18 protein-coding genes are annotated in these 21,292 nt (G+C 71.1%); 2 read left to right on the forward strand and 16 right to left on the reverse strand.

The window, feature by feature from the left end; all coding sequences use genetic code 11:
* Window positions 1-8 precede the first annotated feature (8 nt).
* The 9 genes from OHA72_RS64160 to OHA72_RS64200 form a co-directional block, all read right to left on the reverse strand.
* Window positions 9-932 (reverse strand): AEC family transporter, encoded by a 924-nt coding sequence (locus tag OHA72_RS64160; RefSeq protein WP_327005747.1) that lies wholly within the window; start codon window positions 930-932, stop codon window positions 9-11.
* A 1,229-nt stretch (window positions 933-2,161) separates the two neighbouring features.
* Complete coding sequence (locus OHA72_RS64165; RefSeq protein WP_327011943.1) at window positions 2,162-4,525, reverse strand: FtsK/SpoIIIE family DNA translocase; 2,364 nt, start codon at window positions 4,523-4,525, stop codon at window positions 2,162-2,164.
* A gap of 277 nt (window positions 4,526-4,802) precedes the next feature.
* Window positions 4,803-5,204, reverse strand: a complete 402-nt coding sequence (locus OHA72_RS64170) for a DUF2784 domain-containing protein (protein WP_327005748.1) — start codon at window positions 5,202-5,204, stop codon at window positions 4,803-4,805.
* 4 nt (window positions 5,205-5,208) lie between these two features.
* A complete protein-coding gene (locus OHA72_RS64175; protein WP_327005749.1) occupies window positions 5,209-6,897 on the reverse strand; it encodes a ribonuclease J in 1,689 nt (562 codons plus the stop codon).
* A complete protein-coding gene (gene dapA, locus OHA72_RS64180; protein WP_327005750.1) occupies window positions 6,894-7,847 on the reverse strand; it encodes a 4-hydroxy-tetrahydrodipicolinate synthase in 954 nt (317 codons plus the stop codon). Before dapA ends, OHA72_RS64175 begins: the two co-directional genes overlap by 4 nt.
* A 36-nt stretch (window positions 7,848-7,883) precedes the next feature.
* A complete protein-coding gene (thyX, locus tag OHA72_RS64185; protein WP_327005751.1) occupies window positions 7,884-8,621 on the reverse strand; it encodes an FAD-dependent thymidylate synthase in 738 nt (245 codons plus the stop codon).
* A gap of 9 nt (window positions 8,622-8,630) precedes the next feature.
* Window positions 8,631-9,212: a DUF2752 domain-containing protein gene (locus OHA72_RS64190; protein ID WP_327005752.1), complete on the reverse strand. Its 582-nt coding sequence runs from the start codon at window positions 9,210-9,212 to the stop codon at window positions 8,631-8,633.
* 48 nt (window positions 9,213-9,260) lie between these two features.
* A complete protein-coding gene (locus tag OHA72_RS64195) occupies window positions 9,261-10,475 on the reverse strand; it encodes a winged helix-turn-helix domain-containing protein (RefSeq protein WP_327005753.1) in 1,215 nt (404 codons plus the stop codon).
* Between the two features lie 79 nt (window positions 10,476-10,554).
* Complete coding sequence (locus tag OHA72_RS64200) at window positions 10,555-11,895, reverse strand: glycosyltransferase 87 family protein (RefSeq protein WP_327005754.1); 1,341 nt, start codon at window positions 11,893-11,895, stop codon at window positions 10,555-10,557.
* A 156-nt stretch (window positions 11,896-12,051) separates the two neighbouring features.
* On the opposite strand from OHA72_RS64200, the gene OHA72_RS64205 reads away from it, so the two are divergent.
* Complete coding sequence (locus OHA72_RS64205; protein ID WP_327005755.1) at window positions 12,052-12,660, forward strand: GNAT family N-acetyltransferase; 609 nt, start codon at window positions 12,052-12,054, stop codon at window positions 12,658-12,660.
* A gap of 83 nt (window positions 12,661-12,743) precedes the next feature.
* Here OHA72_RS64205 and dapB read toward each other — a convergent pair whose 3' ends face one another.
* The 5 genes from dapB to OHA72_RS64230 all read right to left on the reverse strand — a co-directional run bounded on the left by dapB (window position 12,744) and on the right by OHA72_RS64230 (window position 18,808).
* Window positions 12,744-13,436 (reverse strand): 4-hydroxy-tetrahydrodipicolinate reductase, encoded by a 693-nt coding sequence (gene dapB, locus OHA72_RS64210; protein ID WP_327011944.1) that lies wholly within the window; start codon window positions 13,434-13,436, stop codon window positions 12,744-12,746.
* Between the two features lie 64 nt (window positions 13,437-13,500).
* Window positions 13,501-14,814: a M16 family metallopeptidase gene (locus tag OHA72_RS64215; protein WP_327005756.1), complete on the reverse strand. Its 1,314-nt coding sequence runs from the start codon at window positions 14,812-14,814 to the stop codon at window positions 13,501-13,503.
* 3 nt (window positions 14,815-14,817) lie between these two features.
* Entirely contained in the window at window positions 14,818-17,295 is a 2,478-nt protein-coding gene (locus OHA72_RS64220; protein ID WP_327005757.1) for a polyribonucleotide nucleotidyltransferase, read from the reverse strand.
* 207 nt (window positions 17,296-17,502) lie between these two features.
* The gene (rpsO, locus tag OHA72_RS64225) at window positions 17,503-17,772 is read right to left on the reverse strand and encodes a 30S ribosomal protein S15 (protein ID WP_203846174.1); all 270 of its coding nucleotides are present in this window, start codon (window positions 17,770-17,772) and stop codon (window positions 17,503-17,505) included.
* A 94-nt stretch (window positions 17,773-17,866) separates the two neighbouring features.
* Entirely contained in the window at window positions 17,867-18,808 is a 942-nt protein-coding gene (locus OHA72_RS64230) for a bifunctional riboflavin kinase/FAD synthetase (protein ID WP_327005758.1), read from the reverse strand.
* A 35-nt stretch (window positions 18,809-18,843) separates the two neighbouring features.
* Between OHA72_RS64230 and OHA72_RS64235 the strand changes: the two genes are divergently transcribed.
* Window positions 18,844-19,488 carry an HAD-IA family hydrolase gene (locus OHA72_RS64235; protein ID WP_327005759.1) on the forward strand — a complete coding sequence of 215 codons (645 nt, stop codon included), beginning with the start codon at window positions 18,844-18,846 and terminating at the stop codon, window positions 19,486-19,488.
* Here OHA72_RS64235 and truB read toward each other — a convergent pair.
* Both truB and OHA72_RS64245 read right to left on the reverse strand, forming a co-directional pair.
* A complete protein-coding gene (gene truB / locus OHA72_RS64240) occupies window positions 19,485-20,318 on the reverse strand; it encodes a tRNA pseudouridine(55) synthase TruB (RefSeq protein WP_327011945.1) in 834 nt (277 codons plus the stop codon). The two genes, OHA72_RS64235 and truB, sit on opposite strands and share 4 nt — an antisense overlap.
* 68 nt (window positions 20,319-20,386) lie before the next feature.
* Window positions 20,387-21,283 carry a DUF3626 domain-containing protein gene (locus OHA72_RS64245; protein ID WP_327005760.1) on the reverse strand — a complete coding sequence of 299 codons (897 nt, stop codon included), beginning with the start codon at window positions 21,281-21,283 and terminating at the stop codon, window positions 20,387-20,389.
* Window positions 21,284-21,292: the final 9 nt, after the last annotated feature.

Raw genomic sequence — 21,292 nt, forward strand, 5'->3', positions numbered from 1 at the left:
CCCACCAACTATCCCAGCAGCGCCGCCGTCACGGTCAGCGTCACCATCGACGCCGCCGTCGACGCCACCACGGCATCCCGCGGGAACCGCCCGTCCACCCCGTACGCCCGAGCGAACACGAACGTGTTCTGCGCCGTCGGCAACGCCGAACACAGCACCGCCGCGAACAGCGCCGCGCCGTGCAGCCCGAAGACGAACCTGGCGAGCAGCAGGCACACCACCGGCTGCACACACGACTTGAGCAGCACCGACAGCGCCACCTCCACCGGCCGCCCCGGCACCTGGTCGGCGCCGTCGGTGCGTACCAGCGACAACCCCAGCGCCACGAGCGCCGAGGGCACGGCGGCGTCCCCCAGCAACGCGACCACGCCGGCCACCAGCGGCGGCAACGCCACCCCCGCCGCACCGAGCCCCACCCCCGCGAGGCACGCCAGCATGACCGGACTCCGCAACGGCACCGTGGCCAGCCGCCGCCACCGCCCCTTGGTGCCATGCTCCTGCCGCGCCAGATCGAGCGTGCCGAGAATCACCGGCGTCAGGATCGTCGTCTGGATGAGCAGCACCACCGCGATGAACGACGCATCCCCCAGCACCTGCACCGCCACGGGAATGCCGAGATTGCCCGCGTTGACATATCCCGCGGCCATGGCGGCGATGGTCTGCTCCCCCAGCGACCGCCGAAACCCCCACCGCGCCACACCGAACCCGACCGCGCCGACGATCAGCGTGGCCCCCACGAATGCGGCGACCCCCTCGCCCGCGAGCCCGGTGATCGGCCGACGGGTCAACGTGTCGAGCAACGCGGCCGGCATCGCCACGTAGAAGACGAACCGCCCGAGCACGTCAACGGCCCCGAACCCAAGCACCCCGGTCCGCCCGGCAACGTAACCGACCACAGTGAGCGCCCAGATCGGAACGAACGCCGCCAACACCGCCGCCCAGCTCCGCCCCGACTCGACCTCAACCCCGCAGGCACACCCTGCCGACCCCCACACCCAACGTCAACACCACCGACTGCCCTCCCTGGTCCGCCTCGGGTGGCGCGCATGCCCCCTGCGATCACGCAGAACGCGGCCGCCTCACGCCGGTCGCGTGAGTTGCCCCGACCGTGCGCTGCAACAGCGCGCACATCCGTCGATGACCAGACCAAGGGGTACCACGCGCCAGACCGCGGCCTTCGCCGCAATCCCCCGGACGCCGGCGTGGCTCGAGCCCACGCGCTGGATCGGTGCACCCGTCTGCCGATGTCCAGATTGGGCTCTTTGCGCGGTTACCCGCCCCGGGAATGACTCTTGCTCTTGATCGGAGTCGCAGGCTGGCCACATGGACGGCCACCAGGCGACTTCGATCACGGCGGCAAGATCGAATCTGGGCGAATGGCCCGCTTCGAACGATCGCTCCGCCTACGCATACCTTCGCGGGCGAGCACTTTCGCCCAGGCCCGCTTCGCGCAGACCAACACCCGCACAGGCGAGCGATCCCGGCAGATCCAGTCCACGCAGCCCAGACCCCCAATGCAGACCCAGCACGTTGGCCCCACCCGCGCAGGCAAGCAGTCCCGGGCAGATCCAGTCCGCGCGGCTCCGACCCGATGCAGACCCAGCACGTTGCCTCCGCCCGCGCAGGCCCACTTCACGCAGAGCCGGCTCCCGCGCAGGCCCAGCCCGCACAGGCCAGCAATCCCGGGCAGATCCAGTCCACGCAGCCCCACTTCGCGCAGAGGCGAGACCAGTCCGCGCAGTCCAACGCCCGCGCAGGCGAGCAGTCCCGGGCAGATCCAGTCCGCGCGGCCGCGCAGCCCCGACGCCCATGCAGACCCAGCACGGTGCCCCCGCCAGCGCAGGCCCAGCCCGCACAGGCCCAGGCCGCGCAGTCCAACCCGCACAGGCGAGCAGTCCCGGACAGATCCAGTCCGCGCAGGCCCACCCCCATGCGGACCCAGCACGTTGCCCCGGCCCGCTCAGGCCATTTCGCGCAGAGGCAGCTCCCGCACGGGCCCAGCCCGCGCAGTCCAACATCCGCGCAGGCGAGCAGGTCGGGGCAGGTTCGCTTCGCGGAGGTCCGGCCGCATGGGGCCCCGCCCCGCGAAGGCGGCGCACCCGTGCGGGCGGCGCATCAGCGCAAGGGCGGCACGGCGGCGCGGGTGGGCCGCCGGCAGGGGTCAGTCGTCGTCTTCGGAGGCTCGCAAGGCGCCGAGGACCTCGGGCAGCTCGTCGGGCTTGACCAGCACGTCGCGGGCCTTCGAGCCCTCGGACGGGCCGACGATGCCGCGGGTCTCCATGAGGTCCATGAGGCGGCCGGCCTTGGCGAAACCGACCCGCAGCTTGCGCTGCAGCATGCTGGTCGAGCCGAACTGGCTGGTGACGACCAGCTCGATCGCCTGGAGAAGCAGCTCGAGGTCGTCGCCGATCTCCTCGTCGACCTTCTTCTTGGCTTCCTCGGGCTTGGTGGTGACGCCTTCGCGGAACTCGGGCTCGCGCTGGTCTCTGCAGAACTTGACGATGTCGTTGATCTCGGTCTCGCTGACCCAGGCGCCCTGGATGCGGACCGGCTTCGAGGCGCCCATGGGCAGGAAGAGGGCGTCGCCGCGGCCGATGAGCTTTTCCGCGCCGGGCTGGTCGAGGATGACGCGGGAGTCGGCGAGGCTGGACGTGGCGAACGCCAGCCGGGACGGCACGTTGGCCTTGATCAGGCCGGTGACCACGTCGACGCTGGGGCGCTGCGTGGCGAGGACCAGGTGGATGCCGGCCGCCCGGGCCAGCTGCGTGATGCGCACCACCGAGTCCTCGACGTCGCGCGGGGCGACCATCATCAGGTCGGCGAGCTCGTCGACGACGACCAGCAGATAGGGATAGGGCCGGATCACCCGCTCGCTGCCCGGCGGCGCGGTGATCTGCCCGGCGCGGACCTTGCGGTTGTAGTCGTCGATGTGGCGAACGCCGGCCGCGGCCAGGTCGTCGTAGCGCATGTCCATCTCGCGCACGACCCAGTCGAGGGCGTCGGCAGCCTTCTTCGGGTTGGTGACGATCGGCGTGACCAGGTGCGGGATGCCCTCATAGCTGGTCAGCTCGACCCGCTTCGGGTCGACCAGCAGCAGCCGCACCTCGTCGGGCGTGGCCCGGGTCAGCAGCGACACCAGCAGCGTGTTGAGGCAGCTCGACTTGCCCGCGCCGGTCGCGCCGGCGATCAGGATGTGCGGCATCTTCGCCAGGTTGGCCACCACGTAGCCACCCTCGATGTCCTTGCCGAGCGCCACGATGAGCGGGTGGTGGTCGCTGGTCGCGACCCGCGAGCGCAGGACGTCGCCGAGCGCGACATTCTCCCGGTCGGGGTTGGGGATCTCGACGCCGACGGCGCTCTTGCCGGGGATCGGGCTCTGGATGCGCACGTCGGGCGACTTCACCGCATAGGCGATGTTGCGCGACAGCGCCGTGATCCGCTCGACCTTGACGCCGTGGCCCACCTCGACCTCATAGCGGGTCACCGTCGGGCCGCGGGTGAAGCCGGTGACGAGCGCGTCGACGCCGAACTGCTCGAACACCCCCTGCAGCGCCGCGGTCACCTCGTCGTTGGCGCGGGTGCGGCCGCGCGGCGCGTCGCCGGTGCCGAGCAGGTTGGGCGGCGGCAGCTTGTAGTCGGCGTCGGTGAGGGCGAGCTGCTCGGCGCGGGTCGGCAGCGGCGAGTGCTCCGGCGGGTCCTTCTCCCGCTCCTTCGCCTTCTTCCGCGACCCGGCGGCCGGCGTGCGCTGCAGCACGACCGTGTCGTGGACGATCGGGTCGTCGACGCCGAGGTCGGGCGCCGAGGCGTCATAGCCGTCGAGCGGCCCCTCCGGGTCGTCGAGCGGATGCGGCAGCGCGGTGGCCTGCCGGCGGCGGGCCGGCGTGCGGCGGGCCGGGCGCGGCTCCGGCTCGTCATAGAGCTCCTCGAACTCCTCGTCGACGTCGAGGGTCGGGTCCTCGACCCGGCCGAGGGCCAGGTCACGCAGCTGCCGCCAGCGGTGCGGGATGCGGCTGATCGGGGTGGAGGTGACGACGAGCAGGCCGAACCCGCCGAGCAGGATCAACAGCGGGACCGCGACCCATGAGGTCACGGCCTTCTCCAGCAGGCCGCCGCTGGCCCGGCCGAGCAGGCCGCCGGCCTTGTCCATGAGGTCGGGCTTGTCGGGGCTGCCGGCGGCGAGGTGCATGAGGCCGGTGCCGCCGAGGAACAGCGCGGTCCAGCCGACGAGCCCCCGGCCGCGGTGGTCCTCCTCGGGGTCGGAGCGCATGATCCGGATCCCGCCGATGAGCAGCAGGACCGGCAGCACCGAGGCGGCGCTGCCGAGGAACGTGTGGCAGATCCCGGCGAGCCAGTGCCCGACCGGCCCGGCGGACTGGAACCAGACCGCGGCGGTGAGCAGCACGGCGAGGCCGATGAGGCCCAGCCCGGCGCCGTCGCGGCGGTGCGCGGGATCCAGGTCGCGGGCGCTGGCGGCCTGGCGGCCCACGGCACGGGCGACCCAGCCGACGCCGTGCGCGACACCCATCCAGAGCGCGATCATGCCCCGGCCGAGCAGCCCCAGCGGGGTGGCCACGACCGCGCCTCCGCGCCGGCGCGACGCGGCGGTGCGACGCACCGGCGTCGCACGCCTGCCGGAGCGGCCCGCCGGGCCGAAGCAGACGTGGCACCCCGGGCCGCAGCAGTGGTCGCCGCGGCCGTTGCCCGCTTCGCGGGAGTTGTCCGTTTGGACGGCGTGCTCGCCCCGCCGCGGGCGCCGGACGTGCCGCCACCGCGGCCGGCCTGAGAGGTGCGGCCCGCCATGGTCACACCGTAGCGGTAGGCTCCGACATTTCTTCGGACCCCGCGGTCGTGTTCCGGCGCTTTCTGCGGCGCACGAAGATCCCCGCGTAGGACACCGCCACCAGGACACCCACCAACACCTGCAGCAGGTGCGTGTAGCGCTCCGGATAGAGCACGCCTTCGATGTACTGGTCGATGAAGCCCCGCCCGACGCCGGTCTCGCCGGCCTTGCGGCGGGCCCAGTGCTCGACCAGCGTCAACGGGCAGGTGAGCGGGATGCTCACCACGGCGAGACCCCAGGCGGCGGCCGCGAGATGCGGCCACAACGCCCTGGGCCATCGCCAGGCGAGGAACCCGCCCAGCACCACGTAGGCAAGGAAGCAGAAGTGCAGGACGAGCACAGTGGACGCCAGCACTTCATACATCCCGCTAAACCTCCACCACCGTCGGCACGATCATCGGGCGGCGGCGGTAGGCCTCGTTGACCCAGCGCCCGACGGTGCGTCTCACGATCTGCTGCAGTTGGTGCGGGTCGGTGATGCCCTCGGTCGCGGCCTTGTTGAGCGCCTCCGTGACCAGCGGCAACACCGCGGCGAACACCGCCGGGTCGTCGGAGAAGCCCTTCGCCGACACCGTCGGACCCGCGACGACCTTGCCGGTCACCGAGTCGATGACCACGGTCGCCGCGATGAACCCGCCGTCACCCAGTATGCGGCGCTCGGTGAGCAGCGACTCACCCACGTCTCCGATGGCGAGGCCGTCGACGTACACGTACCGCGAGCGGATGTGCCCGACCAGCGACGCCTTGCCGTCCACGAGGTCGACGACGTCGCCGTCCTCGCAGAGCACGACCCGGTCGTCGGGGACACCGGCGTCGCGGGCCAGCTGGGCGTGCGCCCGCAGGTGCCGCCACTCCCCGTGCACCGGCATGAAGTTGCGCGGCTTGACGACGTTGAGCAGGTAGAGCAGCTCGCCGGCGGGTGCGTGCCCGGACACGTGGACCTTGGCGACGTCCTTGTGCACGACGAGCGCGCCGGACCGGGACAGCTGGTTGATCACGCGGTACACCGCGGTCTCGTTGCCCGGCACGAGCGAGGAGGCGAGCACGATCGTGTCGCCCTCGCCGATCTGGACGTGCCGGTGGTCGCCGTTGGCCATCCTGCCCAGGGCGCTCATCGGCTCGCCCTGCGAACCGGTCGACATCAGCACGACCCGGTCCTCGGGCAGCCCCATCGCCTCGTCGATCGGCACGAGCAGGCCGGCCGGGATCCGCAGCAGCCCCAGGTCACGGGCGATGCCCATGTTGCGCACCATCGAGCGGCCGATCAGCGCGACCTTCCGCCCGTGCACGTGCGCGGCGTCGAACACCTGCTGGACCCGGTGCACGTGCGACGCGAACGACGCGACGATGATCCGCCCCTTGGCCCGGCCGAAGGTCCGCTCCAGGACGGGGCCGATCTCCCGCTCCGGGGTGACGAACCCGGGGATCTCCGCGTTGGTCGAGTCCGACAGCAGCAGGTCGACGCCCTTGGCCCCGATCCGGGCGAACCCGGCGAGGTCGGTGATGCGCCCGTCCAGCGGCAACTGGTCCATCTTGAAGTCGCCGGTGTGCAGGACGGTGCCGGCCTTGGTGGTGACCGCGACGGCGAGCGCGTCGGGGATCGAGTGGTTCACCGCGAAGAACTCGCACTCGAAGGGGCCGAGTCGCTCGACCTGCCCCTCACGCACGGTCAGCGTGTAGGGCTCGATGCGCCGCTCGGCGAGCTTCGCCTCGACCAGCGCCAGGGTGAACTTGGACCCGACGAGCGGGATGTCGGGTTTGTGGGCGAGCAGATACGGCACGGCGCCGATGTGGTCCTCGTGGCCGTGGGTGAGCACGATCGCCTGAACCCGGTCGAGCCGGTCGAGGATCGACGAGAAGTCGGGCAGGATCAGGTCGACGCCAGGCTGCTCGACGTCGGGGAAGAGCACCCCGCAGTCGATGATGAGCAGCTTGCCGTCGTGCTCGAACACCGTCATGTTGCGCCCGATGGCGCCCAGGCCGCCGAGCGGGGTGACCCGCAGGGCGCCTGGAGTGAGGGGCGGCGGTGGTTCGAGCTCGATGTGTGCCACCGTCATAGGGCCACTCCGAGGTCGTTGTGATGGGCCATCTGGTCCGCGGTGCCGATCGTGCGGCCCGCCTCAGCGCAATCCTCCCGCAGCCGGCCCAGCTCCGCCGCGTTGGCCGACACCAGCGGCGGGCGCACCGGCCCGGCGGGAAGGCCCAGCAGCGTCAGGGCGGCCTTGGTGAGGATGACCCCCTGCGTGCGGAAGAATCCGCAGAACGCGGGGAGCAGTTGCAGGTGCAGCGCTCGGGCACGGGCGACGTCGCCCTCCTCGTGCGCCAGAATCATCCGCTTGGTCTCCGGGCCGAAGACGTGCGTCGGCACGCCGACCACCCCGACGGCGCCGACCGACAGCAGCGGCAGGGTCAGCTTGTCTTCACCCGAGTAATACGCCAGGTCGGTCCGCTTGATCACCCAGGCGCTCTCGCCGAGGTCGCCCTTGGCGTCCTTCACGGCGACGATGCGCTCGTGCTCGCCGATGCGGCACATGGTGTCGGTCTCGATCGCCACGCCGGTCCGGCCGGGGATGTCGTAGACCATCACGGGCAGCGCGGACGAGTCCGCGATCGACCGGAAGTGCTGCAGGATGCCGGCCTGCGGGGGCTTGTTGTAATACGGCGTGACGACGAGCAGCCCGTCGGCGCCCGCCTTCTCCGCGGCGCGGGCCAGCTCGATCGTGTGATGCGTGTCGTTGGTGCCGACGCCGGCGATCACCGTGGCCCGGTCGCCGACCGCCTCGATGACGGCCCGCAACACCTGGTCCTTCTCGGCGTCGCTGGTCGTCGCCGACTCCCCGGTGGTCCCGTTGACCACCAGGCCGTCATGCTCCTGGTCGTCGACCAGGTGAGCGGCCAGCCGCGCCGCACCGTCGACGTCGAGCGAACCGTCAGCGCGAAATGGCGTCACCATCGCGCTGAGCAGCCGGCCGAACGGCCGGCCGGGGACGGAACCGGTGCGTGTCATACGCACAACCTAGCGGAAGCGTTCCGGTCGCTCAGCTCAAGATTCCCAGCTGTGCTGAGCGGTGGCGACCTCGCTGCCGTCGGCGAGCGTGCTGATGGCGAAATCGGCGAACACGTTGGGCGCCACCCGCTGCAGCTCCTTGAGGCAGGCGATCGCCACCTCACGGATCTCCACGTCGGCGGCCTCGGTCGCCCGCATGGTCACGAAGTGCCGCCACGCCCGGTAGTTGCCGGTCACGACGATCCTGGTCTCGGCCGCGTTGGGCAGCACCGCCCGCGCCGCCTGCCGCGCCTGCTTGCGCCGGCTGGTGCCGTTCTCGACCTCGCTGAACTTGGCCTCCAGGCCCTCCAGGAGCTCGTTGTAGGCCCGCAGCGCCGCCTCGGAGGCCTCCACGAACACCTTGTGCAGCTCGGGGTCCTCGGCGATCACGTCGGGCTCGACCATCTGCGCCTCGCGACCGGGGACATATCGCTGCGACAGCTGCGAATACGAGAAGTGCCGGTGCCGGACCAGCTCGTGCGTGAACGAGCGGGACACGCCGGTGAGGTAGAACGTCACGGTCCCGTGCTCCAGCACCGACAGGTGCCCGACCTCGAGGATGTGCCGCAGGTAGCCCTCGTTGGTGGCGGTGGCCGGGTTGGGCTTCTTCCACGACTGGTAGCACGCCCGCCCGGCGAACTCCGCCAGGGCCTGACCGCCATCGGCATCCGTCTCCCACGGCACGTCCGAGGGCGGTTCGAAATGCGTCCAGGCGATCGCTTTGGCGGAGAGCATGCAAAAAGCCTAGACGAACAGCCAATCGAACGGCGCCCAGGGCAGATTCCGTGCGACGGAGAACACCAGCCACGCGACCAGGAAGCCGATCAGCGCGCCGTTGGACAGCCGCATCGTCGGCAGGACCTTGCGGTTGGCGAGCCGGTTGACGGTCCAGCTCACATACAGATAGACCAGGAACGGCGTCGCGAACACCATCATCGCGTGGTGGTGCGCGGCGGCGGGGATGTCGCCGTGCAGCAGATACCAGGCCGCCCGCGTGCCACCGCACCCTGGGCAGTCGAAGCCGGTGAAGAGCTTCATCACACACGTCGGCGCGGCGGTCGCGCTGGTCGCGGTCGGCCGCATCAGCAGCGTGTATGCCACGCCACCGGACAGCAGCGCCGTCAACCCGAGTGGCGACACCCACCTCGGCGTGCGCTCCGCCAGCCTGGCGAGCCGCCCTTTCGGTGGCGCCACGTAGTGGTACTGATACCCACCCTGCGGCGGCACCTCATGGCCGCCCGCGGCAGGTTGCTCGACGGGCGCGCCGGCCAGCAGATGTGCCGCCAGCCCGTCACTGGCGGGCGCGGCCTGAAGGGGTGACGTCACGCCATTCACGCTACACCGGCCGGGCCAGCGGCCGGCACGGCCGACAGGTCAGACGGTCATGGCCTTGGCCAGGTCGACGGCGAAGTCGCCCGCGACCGGCAGATCGACCCGCTCCAGCCCCAGCCAGCCGGCAAACCTGCGCAGCTCCGCCGACAGCGCCGCCGCCACCTCACCGCGCGAAGGGGCGCCGCGCCCCGTCAGCGGCTCGACCCAGGCGGCCGGCACCAGCAGCGTCCCCGAGCGGCGGTCGGCCTTCAGGTCGACCCGGGCGACGAGCCGGTCACCGAGCAGGAACGGCAGCACGTAGTAGCCATAGAGGCGCTGCAGCGGCGGGACGTAGATCTCGATGCGGTAGGTGAAGCCGAACAGCCGCGCCACCCGGGCCCGCTCCCACATCAGCGGGTCGAAGGGGCTCACGAGCGTGGCGGCGCCGATGCGGCGCGGGTTGGGCGCCTCGTGGTGCAGGTAGGCGCGGGGCTGCCAGCCCTCGACCTCGGTGGGGATGAGCTCGCCGGCCTCGACGAGCTCGGCGATCGCGGTGCGGGCGCCGGCGAGCGGCAGGCGGAAGTAGTCGCGCAGCTCGGCCTCGGCGGCGATGCCGAGGGACCTCGCCGCGACCCGGACCAGGTCGCGGTACGCATCGGCGGGCTCAGGGGTGGGCGCGGCGAGCACGGCCGCCGGGAGGATGCGCTCGGGCACGTCATAGACCCGGGCGAAGGAGGAGTTGCGGCTGGCGACGCTGACCTCGCCGGTGTAGAAGAGCCACTCGATCGCGGTCTTGGTGTCCGACCAGTTCCACCCCCAGTGCTCCTTGCTGCGGGGGCGGGCCAGGTCACCCTCGACCTCGTTGGCGGTGATCGGACCCTTGTCGCGGATCTCGTCGAGGACCCAGCGGATCAGGTCGGGCTGCTCGCGGGCCATGCGGACCATGCGGCCCCAGGCGGAGCCGGACTGCATCCGCCAGCGCAGCGCCGGGTGCAGGTGGACCGGGACGAGGGACGCCTCGTGGGCCCAGTATTCGAACAGCTCGCGGGGGCGCCGATAAGCCAGCCGGTCGAGCAGCTCGGTCGGATAGGGCCCCAGGCGACTGTATGCGGGCAGGTAGTGCGCGCGCTGGACGACGTTGACCGAGTCGATCTGCAGCAGGCCGGTGCGGCCGAGGACCCGCTTCAGGTGGCGCCGCTCGGGGACGCCGGTCGGGGCGCGGTCGGCGAAGCCCGAAGCGGCGAGAGCGATCCGCCGTGCCTGGGTGAGAGTCAGCACCCCGCGAGGCTAACCGGCGGGTATGACAAAAAACGGACGGCGGCCCGTGCGGGGCCGCCGTCCGTGTGTGTCGCTGGAGCTATGCGCCCACGAGGGGCCGGGCCGGTTCGGAGGACTTGCTGGCGTCCTTGGCCTCGAACGCGGCACTGACGCGCCGGTCGATCTCCACGAGGTCCGGGACGTCCTCGACCACGGGGCCGGTCGAGGTCGCCGGGTTGGCCTTGCGCAGCGGCCCGGAGGTCGCGTCCGCCGGCTCCCGGATCGGCAGGGTGATCAGCAGGGCGATCATCAGCAGCACGTAGGCGTTGCCGCCGAGCAGGCCGAGACCGTCGAACTTCTGGTGGAACGCCCATGGTGTGCGGCTGCACAGCAGCAGGTAGGAGAACACCCCGAAGATCATGAGGTGGCGCCTGCGGCGTGCGTCGTTGCTCCGGTCGGTCGCGTGGTCCAGCAGGACCGCGATCGACGGCAGCACCCACACCAGGTGGTGGATCCAGCTGATCGGGCTGACCATGCAGCCGACGAGGCCGGTCAGCGCGAGCCCGGCGAGCTCGTCGCCGGCCTTGACCGCCTTGCGGACCCGCCACGCCCAGACCGCGAGCGCGCCGAGCACGAGCAACAGCCACAGCGGCTTCATCGGGTCCGGGTTGAACAGGCGGGCGACGAGGCCGCTGAGCGCCTGGTTGGACACGAACGTGGCGGAGCCGACGCGGTCGGTGTTCCACATCGCGTCGGTCCAGAAGACCCGCGAGGCGTCCGGCGCGAAGGTCGCCGCCGCCCACGTCGCGGCGGCCGCGGTGGCCGTGGAGACCGCAGCGGCCCGCCAGCGGCGGGTCACCACCAGGTACAGGATGAACACGCCCGGCGTGAGCTTGATCGCGGTCGCCAGGCCGACGCCGATGCCGCCGAGGCGCGAGCCTCCACGGACCAGCAGCAGCAGGTCACCGACGACCATGAACAGCAGCAGGATGTTGACCTGGCCGAAGTTGACGGTCTCGCGCACCGGCTCGAAGGCCGCGACGAGGCCGAACGCGATGGCGAGGGAGAACCAGAACTGCCAGCCCTGGCGCTTGATGACCGGGCCGATGAGCCAGGTGATGATGAAGCCGAGCGCGACGACGTTCATCGTCACGCTGATCGCGATCGCGGTGTGCCAGCCGATGAGCGCCATGGGCGACATCAGGGCGGCGGCGAACGGTGGGTAGGTGAAGCCGTAGGGCGTGCCGGGCACCAGGTAGTCGTAGATGTCGCCACCCTTGTTCACCCAGTAGTCCATGGCGCCGTAGTAGACCTTGAGGTCGAAATACCCGTTTCTCGCCGCGGCCACGTACAAGAAGGCCCATACGACGGCCCATACGGCCGCCACGATGAGCACCTGCTTGACCCGGGGCCGAAGCTTGGGCCGGACGGCCGTCAACACGGCGACTCGTCCTCGCTCCGCCACTTGTGCTGCCCTCCACTCGCTCGCTGCTGGCTTACCTGCTGCCTGTCTCAACGGTTGCTCGGGTCCAACTGTGACGAGCCGGCGCTACCCCGCCACGTGGCTCTTCACACAAAATCCGTAGGCTGCTGCGTCATGACGCTCGGCTTCGTCCGACCGGCGCGACTCGACGACGTCGGCGAGATCACGCGAATCCAACTCACGACCTGGCGTGTCGCCTACCGGCGACTGCTGCCCCAACACATCCTCGACCAACTGGATGAGGACTGGATTACCCGCAGATGGCGGGACGCAATCGCGGATCCCCCGACCCCTGAACACCGGGTCCTGGTCGCAGTGGAGCAACAACAGCCGCCCAGCACTGGACCGACCTCAGCATACGTCGTGGGTTTTGCCGCGTCAGGTCCAGCAGACGACACTGCGCTCGCTCCGGACGAAGATCACACCGTCCTGGCGAAGGCCGCGGCGATCACCGATGTCCTGGTCGAACCCAGGTGGGGGCGTCGCGGCCATGGAAGCCGATTGCTGGCGGCTAGTGTCGATTTATGGCGTACTGACGGATTCACGACAGCTCTCGCGTGGACATTCGCTGACGACCCTGTTACGCGTCGATTTCTGGAGAGTTCCGGCTGGGCCCCGGACGGGGTCAGCCGGTCACTCGACGTTGATGATCTGCTCATCCCGCAGCTGCGGTGGCATGCGTCACTCGAGACCGAGGAAGCCCCTCCCGTTACCGCGATGTGACCCTGTTGCGCCCGAATTGGGGCCTTAGGATCCCAGTATCTGGAAACGTCAGACGAACGCGAAACGGTTACACAACGTGATTGTCAGCCGAGGAGCGGACCGAGGCCGACCGTCAGCCCGGGGCGCGACACGACCGAGCGGACCGCCAGCAGCACCCCCGGCATGAACGACTTCCGGTCGTACGAATCGTGCCGGATCGTCAGCGTCTCGCCCGTCGTGCCGAACAGGACCTCCTGGTGCGCGACGAGCCCACGGGCCCGCAGCGAGTGCACCGGAACCCCCTCGACGTCCGTGCCCCGGGCGCCCGCCATCTCCTCCGAGGTCGCGTCCGGCACCGGGCCCAGGCCCGCGGAGGCCCGCGCCGAAGCGATGAGCTGGGCGGTGCGCAGCGCGGTGCCGCTGGGGGCGTCGATCTTCTGCGGGTGGTGCATCTCGACCACCTCGACCGACTCGAAGAAGGGCGCCGCGCGGGCCGCGAACTCCATCATCAGCACGGCGCCGATCGCGAAGTTGGGCGCGATGATCACGCCGACGTCCGGCTTGTCCGAAAGCCACGACCGCACCTCGTCCAGCCGCGCGGTGGTGAAGCCCGACGTGCCGACGACCGCGTGCACGCCGTGCGACACGCACCAGCGCAGGTTGTCCATCACCACGTCCGGCGTGGTGAAGTCGACATAGACGGAAGCAGCCGTGGACAGCTGGTCGCCGACGTCGAGCGACGCGACCAGCGACAGGTCAGCGCTGGCCGAGACGGCCTGACACGCCTCGGTGCCCATGCGACCACGGGCACCGATCACACCGACCTTGATCGGCTCTGAAGGAGAGTTCACGCGGGATAATTTATCCCAAAGCTCCCGCGAAGGCGTTGTCGTCGAACTCGCCGATCACCGCGAGGGACATCGGGCGGGACAGCAGCTCCCCCGCCACCTGACGCACCATCTCCGGCGTGACCAGGTCGACCCGGCGCAGCACCTCGTCGACGGACAGCAGCTCGTCATACAGCAGCTCGCCCTTGCCGAGCCGGCTCATCCGGGACCCGGTGTCCTCCAGACCCAGCACGACGGCGCCCTTGAGCATGCCCTTGCCGCGCTCGACCTCGGCGTCGGTGACGCCCTCCGCCGCGACCCGGGCGAGCTCATCCCGGGTGATGGCGAGGACCTCCTCGACCTTGCCGGGCGCGCAGCCGGCGTAGACGCCGAAGAGGCCGGCGTCGCTGTACTGCGAGGTGAACGAGTAGACCGAGTACGCCAGGCCGCGCTGCTCACGGATCTGCTGGAACAGCCGGCTCGACATGCCGCCGCCGAGCACGTTGTTGAGCGCACCGAGGGCGAACCGGTTGTCGTGCTGGCGCGGGTAGCCCACGCAGCCGAGCACCAGGTGCGCCTGCTCGGTGTCCTTGTTGCGGACCACGACCTGCCCGGAGCGGGCGGGCACCCGCGTGGTACGGGAGCGCCGCGGCGCCGGGTCCGCCTCGACGGACAGCCCTTCGAACGCCGCCCGGACCGCCTTGACGACCTTCACGTGGTCGAGGTTGCCGGCCGCCGCGATCACCATCTGCGAGGGCAGGTACCGCCTGCGGTAGAACCCGTCGATCTGCTTACGGGTCAGCGCGGAGATGCTCGCCACGCTGCCGGAGATCTGCCGGCCGAGCGGATGGTTACCGAAGATCGCCTCGGTGAAGACGTCGTGCACCTCGTCGCCGGGCTCGTCCTCGTGCATCGCGATCTCCTCGAGGATCACGCCACGCTCGGTCTCGACGTCCGCATCGGTCAGCACCGAGTCGATGACCAGGTCGCACACCACATCGATGGCGAGCGGCAGGTCGGCGTCGAGGACCCGTGCGTAGTAGCACGTGTACTCCTTCGCGGTGAACGCGTTGGTCTCCCCGCCGACCGCTTCGATCTGGGAGGAGATCTCCAGCGCGGTGCGCCGCTTGGTGCCCTTGAACAACAGGTGCTCGAGGAAGTGGGAGACCCCGGACAGCGCCGGGGTCTCATCCCGCGAGCCGATGCCGACCCAGACGCCGAACGACACGCTGCGCATCGCCGGTATCGCCTCGGTCAGAATGCGCAGCCCGTTGGGCAGCACGGTGCGACGCACCGTGCCACCCAGCGGGTCCTCTGCCAACGTCTGGGTCAGCGCTCGACTCGCCATGTTTCAGCTGTGCCGGTTGCGCCGACGACGGAACTCGCCGCCGTCCTCGCCGTCGGCCGGGCCGTCCTCGCCGTCGGACGAGGACGTGGACGGAGCCGAGGGTGAGGACGGCGCGGTGTCCGCGGACGCCTGACGCGGCCCACGGTCACCACGGTCGCCGCGGTCACCACGGTCGCGCGAACGCGGCCCACGGTCACCGCCGCGGTCGCCGCCACGGTCCCGGCCGGACGGCCGGTCGCCCGAGCCGGAGGCCGACGCGCCGCCACCGGCCGCGGCAGCCTCGGCCGCGGCGGCGGCCTCTGCCTCGGTCAGCACCTTGTCGAGGTAGATCTTGCCGCGGTTGTCGATGTCCGCGATCTGCACCTCGACCTTGTCACCGACGTTGAGGAAGTCCTCGACCCGGTCGACGCGCTTGCCGTTGCCCACCTTGGAGATGTGCAGCAGGCCGTCGCGGCCGGGCAGCAGCGAGATGAAGGCGCCGAACGCGGCCGTCTTCACCACCGTGCCGAGGAACTTGTCGCCGACCTTCGGCATCGTCGGGTTGGCGATCGCGTTGATCCGCTCGACCGCGGCCTCGGCCGACGGGCCGTTGGTCGCGCCGACGTAGATCGTGCCGTCGTCCTCGATGCTGATCTCGGCGCCGGTCTCGTCCTGGATCGCGTTGATGGTCTGGCCCTTCGGCCCGATCACCATGCCGATCTTGTCGACGGGGATGCGGACCGTGGTCACGCGGGGCGCGTACTGGCTCATGCCGGCCGGCGACTCGATCGCCTCGGCCATCACGTCGAGGATGACGTGCCGCGCGTCGTGGGCCTGCTGCAGGGCACCGGCCAGCACGTCGGACGGGATGCCGTCGAGCTTGGTGTCCAGCTGCAGGGCGGTCACGAAGTCACGGGTGCCGGCGACCTTGAAGTCCATGTCGCCGAACGCGTCCTCGGCACCGAGGATGTCGGTGAGCGTGACGTATTCCGTCTTGCCGTCGACCTCGTCGGAGATGAGGCCCATGGCGATGCCGGCGACCGGCGCCTTCAGCGGCACACCGGCGGACAGCAGCGCCATGCTCGAGGCACAGACCGAGCCCATCGACGTGGAGCCGTTGGAGCCGAGGGCCTCGGAGACCTGACGGATCGCGTAGGGGAACTCCTCGCGGGCCGGCAGCACCGGGATCAGGGCCCGCTCGGCGAGCGCGCCATGGCCGATCTCGCGCCGCTTGGGCGAGCCCACCCGGCCGGTCTCACCGGTCGAGTAGGGCGGGAAGTTGTAGTTGTGCATGTAGCGCTTGGACTTCTCCGGCGCCAGGGTGTCCAGCGTCTGCTCCATGCGCAGCATGTTCAGCGTGGTGACACCCAGGATCTGGGTCTCGCCGCGCTCGAACAGCGCCGAGCCGTGCACCCGCGGGAGCACCTGGACCTCGGCGGTCAGCGGACGGATGTCACGCGGGCCACGGCCGTCGATGCGGACCTGCTCGCGCAGGACCCGGGCGCGGACCTCGTTCTTGGTCAGCGAACGCAGCGCGGCGCCGACCTCCTTCTCGCGACCCTCGAAGGCACCGGCGAGGCGCTGGAAGGCGGCCTCCTTGATCCGGTCGAGGGCCTCCTCGCGCTCCGCCTTGGAGGAGATGCGCAGCGCCTCGGAGACCTCCTCCTTGACGGCACCGGCCACGGCCTCGTAGGCGTCGGGCTGGTAGTCGAGGAAGGTCGGGAACTCCTGGACCGGCTTCGCGGCGACCGCCGCGAGCTCGGACTGGGCCCGGCACAGCTCGCGGATGGCCGGCTTGGAGGCCTCGAGGCCACCGGCCACGACCTCCTCGGTCGGCGCGGGCGCGCCGCCGGCGATCAGCGCCACGGTGTGCTCGGTCGCCTCGGCCTCGACCATCATGATCGCGACGTCACCGTCGGGCAGGGTCCGGCCGGCGACGACCATGTCGAACGTGGCGCGGCTGAGCTCCTCGAGCGTCGGGAACGCGATCCACTGGCCGTCGACGTGCGCCATGCGGGTGGCGCCGATCGGGCCGGAGAACGGCAGGCCGGACAGCTTGGTCGACAGCGAGGCGGCGTTGATCGCCACGACGTCGTAGGGGTGGGCCGGGTCGAGGGCGAGAATCGTCTCGACGACCTGGACCTCGTTGCGCAGCCCCTTGACGAAGCTGGGGCGCAGCGGCCGGTCGATCAGCCGGCAGGTGAGGATCGCGTCCTCGCTGGGACGACCCTCGCGGCGGAAGAACGAGCCGGGAATGCGGCCCGCGGCATACATCCGCTCCTCGACGTCGACCGTCAGCGGGAAGAAGTCGAACTGGTCCTTCGGGGTCTTGCCGGCCGTGGTCGCCGACAGCACGACGGTCTCGCCCAACTGGGCAAGCGCCGAACCGGCGGCCTGCCGCGCCAGGCGACCCGTGGAGAACGTGATCTCCCGGGTGCCGAACGCGCCGTTGTCGATGACCGCGGTGCTGAAATGCGTACCGAGAGTGCTCTGCTCGGTCATGTGGTGTGGTGCTCCTTCGGGTTGTGGTGCGCCCAGGCGGAGCTGTCTGCGGCCGGTCTTCGATCGAAGCTCACGGGGCTGATCTGCCCGGAAGCCACTACCGAGGACCGGTGCGCCGACGCGCTCGGGCGGGGCGTTGCTTCATACCAGTGTGTCACTACACGAAGGGGAGCGACGCATGCACGCCGCTCCCCAACGCATCAGTCGTTATCGCCGCAGGCCGAGCCGCTCGATCAACGAGCGGTAGCGGGCGATGTCGCTGCGCTGCAGGTAGTTGAGCAGGCGGCGGCGACGGCCGACCAGCAGCAGCAGGCCGCGCCGGCTGTGGTGGTCGTGCTTGTGCAGCTTGAGGTGTTCGGTGAGGTCCGCGATCCGCTTGGTCAGCATCGCGACCTGGACCTCCGGCGAGCCGGTGTCCCCTTCGACGGTCGCGTACTTGCCCATGATCTCGGTCTTCTGCGCAGAGTCGAGCGCCATGTTCTCCCTTAGAGGTTGGATCTTCATGAAGGCCGGCCCCGCGGCGTCGTGCAGGCAGCCTGACCCCCGCCGGTCACCCGGCGTCGATACAAGGCTAACAGACGGGCCGGTCCAGCAACCGTCTGGTCTGTGCGACGTCCTCGCGGATCTGCTCGATCAGCGGCTCGATGCCGGTGTACACCCGCTGCTCACGGAGGCGCTCGACGAAGTCGACGGCGATCCGCTCGCCGTAGATGTCGCCGGCGAAGTCGAGGATGTAGGACTCGACCCGCCGCTCCTTGCCGGAGAACGTCGGGTTGGTGCCGATGGAGACCGCCGCCGGGTGAGGCGTCCGGTCCCGGTCGCGGGTGACCCAGGCGGCGTAGATGCCGTCGGCGGGGATCGCGGCGTTCGGCGACGTCAGCAGGTTGGCCGTGGGGAAGCCCAGCTCACGGCCGCGCTGGTCGCCGCGCACGACGACACCCTCGACGCGGTGCGGCCGGCCGAGCGCGCGGGCCGCGGCCACGACGTCGCCGGCGTCGACGCAGGCCCGGATGTAGGTCGAGGAGAACACCGTGCCCTCGTCGGCGACCAGCGGCGCGCCCTCCACCCCGAACCCGAACGTGCGGCCGAGGCGGTGCAGCAGCTGCAGGTCGCCGGCGGCCTTGTGGCCGAACCGGAAGTTCTCCCCCACCACGACCAGCGCCGTGTGCAGGTGCTCGACCAGCGCGTCGTGGACGAAGGCCTCGGGTGACAGGTGCGAATACTCCACCGTGAAGGGGATGACGCACAGCACGTCGACCCCGAGCGCCTCGATCAGCTCCGCCTTGCGGGACGGCTCGCTCAGCACCGCCGGGTGCGACCCTGGCCGCACCACCTCCGACGGGTGCGGGTCGAACGTCAGCACGACCGACTGCACGCCCAGCTCCCCGGCCCGCTTCACGACGTGCCCGATCACCTGCTGGTGCCCCCGGTGCACGCCGTCGAAGACGCCGATCGTGGTGACCGCGCGGCCCCAGCCACCCGGCGCCGCCTGTGTTCCCCGCCACCGCTGCATGCCCACGAGCCTAGCGCCGAGGCAGGATCGGCTTCATGGCAGACGTCACCGCGGTGCTCTTCGACATGGACGGCACGCTCGTGGACTCCGACGCGGTGGTGGCCCGGACCTGGCTGCACTGGTCCACCCGCCGGGGCCTGGAGCACGACCTGGTCATGCGGGTCACCCCCGGCCGCCCGGCCCGCGAGACGATCCCCGAGCTGGCGCCGTGGCTGTCGCCCGGCGAGCAGGCCGCGGACGCGGCGGCGCTGCTGGACATGGAGCGTGCGGACCTCGACGGGGTGGTGCCGGCGCACGGCGCGCTGGACCTGCTCGCCGCGCTGGACGACTGGGGCGTGCCGTGGGCGGTCGTCACCTCGGCCGACCGCCACCTCGCGCTGACCCGGCTCGGCGCCGCCGGCATCACCCCGCCGGAGGTGCTGGTGACGATCTCCGAGATCCAGCGGGCGAAGCCGCACCCGGAGGGCTATCTGAGCGCCGCCGCCCAGCTCGGCGTCGACCCCCGACACAGCCTCGTCGTGGAGGACGCGGTCGCCGGTGTACTGGCGGGGAAGGCGGCCGGTGGCGTGGTGGCGGGACTGCGCAGCGTCCCCGGCGCCGACTTCAACGTCGCACACCTCGACGAGCTGCGGACCCGCTCGGCCCGCACCCCTGCGGGCCTGCGGATCCGCACGGCTTAGGGCACGAGCACGATCTCCGGGCGCGCCCGGCCGTCCTTCTCCCGGACGATCGCCAGGACGGTGCCGTCGGGGGCGAACACCGCGTAGGGCTCGGCGACGCCGATCGGGGCGAGCGAACCGCCGTGCGACAGCGTCTTCGCCTCCACCTCGTCCGCGTCACGCCGGGGGAAGCACCGGTCGGCGGCGGCCGGCAGCGGCATCGTGACCGGGTCCTCCCGCTCGGCGAGCTCGTCCAGGGTGGCGGCCTCGGCGAGGGTGAACGCGCCGACGGCGGTGCGGCGCAGCGCGGTCAGGTGGCCGCCGACCCCGAGCGTGGCGCCGAGATCCCTGGCCAGCGCGCGGATGTAGGTACCGGACGAGCACGCCACGTCCACGTCCACGTCCACCCATCCGGGCGAGCGGTGGATCGCCAGCACGTCGAGGCGCGACACGGTGACGGGCCGGGCCTGCAGCTCGACCTCCTCGCCGGAGCGGACGCGGTGGTACGAGCGCACCCCGTTCACCTTGATCGCCGACACCGCGCTGGGCACCTGCAGGATCGCACCGCGCAACGGCTCGAGCCCGGCGTGCACGTCGCCGTCGGTGACCGCGCTCGCGTCCACTGTGGACACGACCTCGCCCTCGGCGTCGTCGGTGACGGTCGCCTGCCCGAGCCGGATCGTCGCGTGGTACTCCTTGGTGCTGCCGATCACGTACGTGAGCAGCCGGGTCGCCTTCTCCACGCCGATGATGAGCACCCCGGTCGCCATCGGATCCAGGGTCCCGCCGTGCCCGACCCGGCGCGTCCTCGCCAGCCGCCGCATCCGCGACACCACGTCGTGCGAGGTCATCCCGCCGGACTTGTCGACCACGACCAGCCCGCCCTGCGTCACTGCCTTCTGCGCCACGACCGGTCAGCCTAACGGCCGTGCCAGGCGAGGATGTGCCACAGGTACTTGAGCAGCTGCAGCGTCGCGGCGGGCGTCCCCCACGCCGCCCACTCCCCGGGTGCGGTGACGACGTCGCGGGCGGCACGGCCGATCAGCTCGGCGTCGAGGAGGGGCCGCGAGTAGCGCTCGCACAGCAGCACCGCGAGTGGGCGCATCTCGGGGCCGCGGAATTCCTCGGGCACCTCGTCGGGTGCGAGGCGCGACCCGGCCCGCCACTCGAGCTTGATGTCGAAGCGGGCGGTGAGCAGCTCCGCCGCGGGCAGGCGGCCGGCGAAACTGTCGTCGAGGACGAGCGCCTCGACGTCGCGGGCGAGGTCGACCGGGCCGTGAACCTGCGCCTCGACGTAGTCGTCGAGCGGTCCGGCGGCGGTGAGATGGTCGGTGAGGCCGGCCAGTACCGGCGACAACGCGTCGAACACGCCCGCCTCGGCCGGCTCGTGGAAGCTGTCCCCCAGGGTGAACGTGGCGCGGGCGTTGACCTCGGGGCGCAGGCGCAGGTGCGCGGAGCCGAAGCGGCGGGCGGCGCCGGCGGGGTGGCGGCCCAGGTCGAGGGCGCCGTACTTGGGGCGGTCCGCGGGCACGACCCCGGGCCGCTGGTAGGCGCCGCCGAACATGCGCTCCTCCCAGCGGTCACGGTCGCCGCCGGGGTGGGCGGTCAGGCCGCCGTTGGAGATGCCGGTCTCGAACTGGCTGCGGAACCGGCCGTCGGCGAGGAGCCCTTCGACGACGCTGCGGCCACCGGCGTCGATCCGGTCCGGATGGAAGTTGATCGTCACGACCGCGTCGAGCGGGTCGGTGCGGGCACCGCTCGCGGCCCTGACGTGGGCGAGCGCTTCGAGCTGCGCGGGTGTCAGTCGTGCATCCACGGTGCGCAG

This window comes from Dactylosporangium sp. NBC_01737 (assembly GCF_035963215.1).
In the GTDB taxonomy this organism is placed as follows: Bacteria; Actinomycetota; Actinomycetes; order Mycobacteriales; family Micromonosporaceae; genus Dactylosporangium.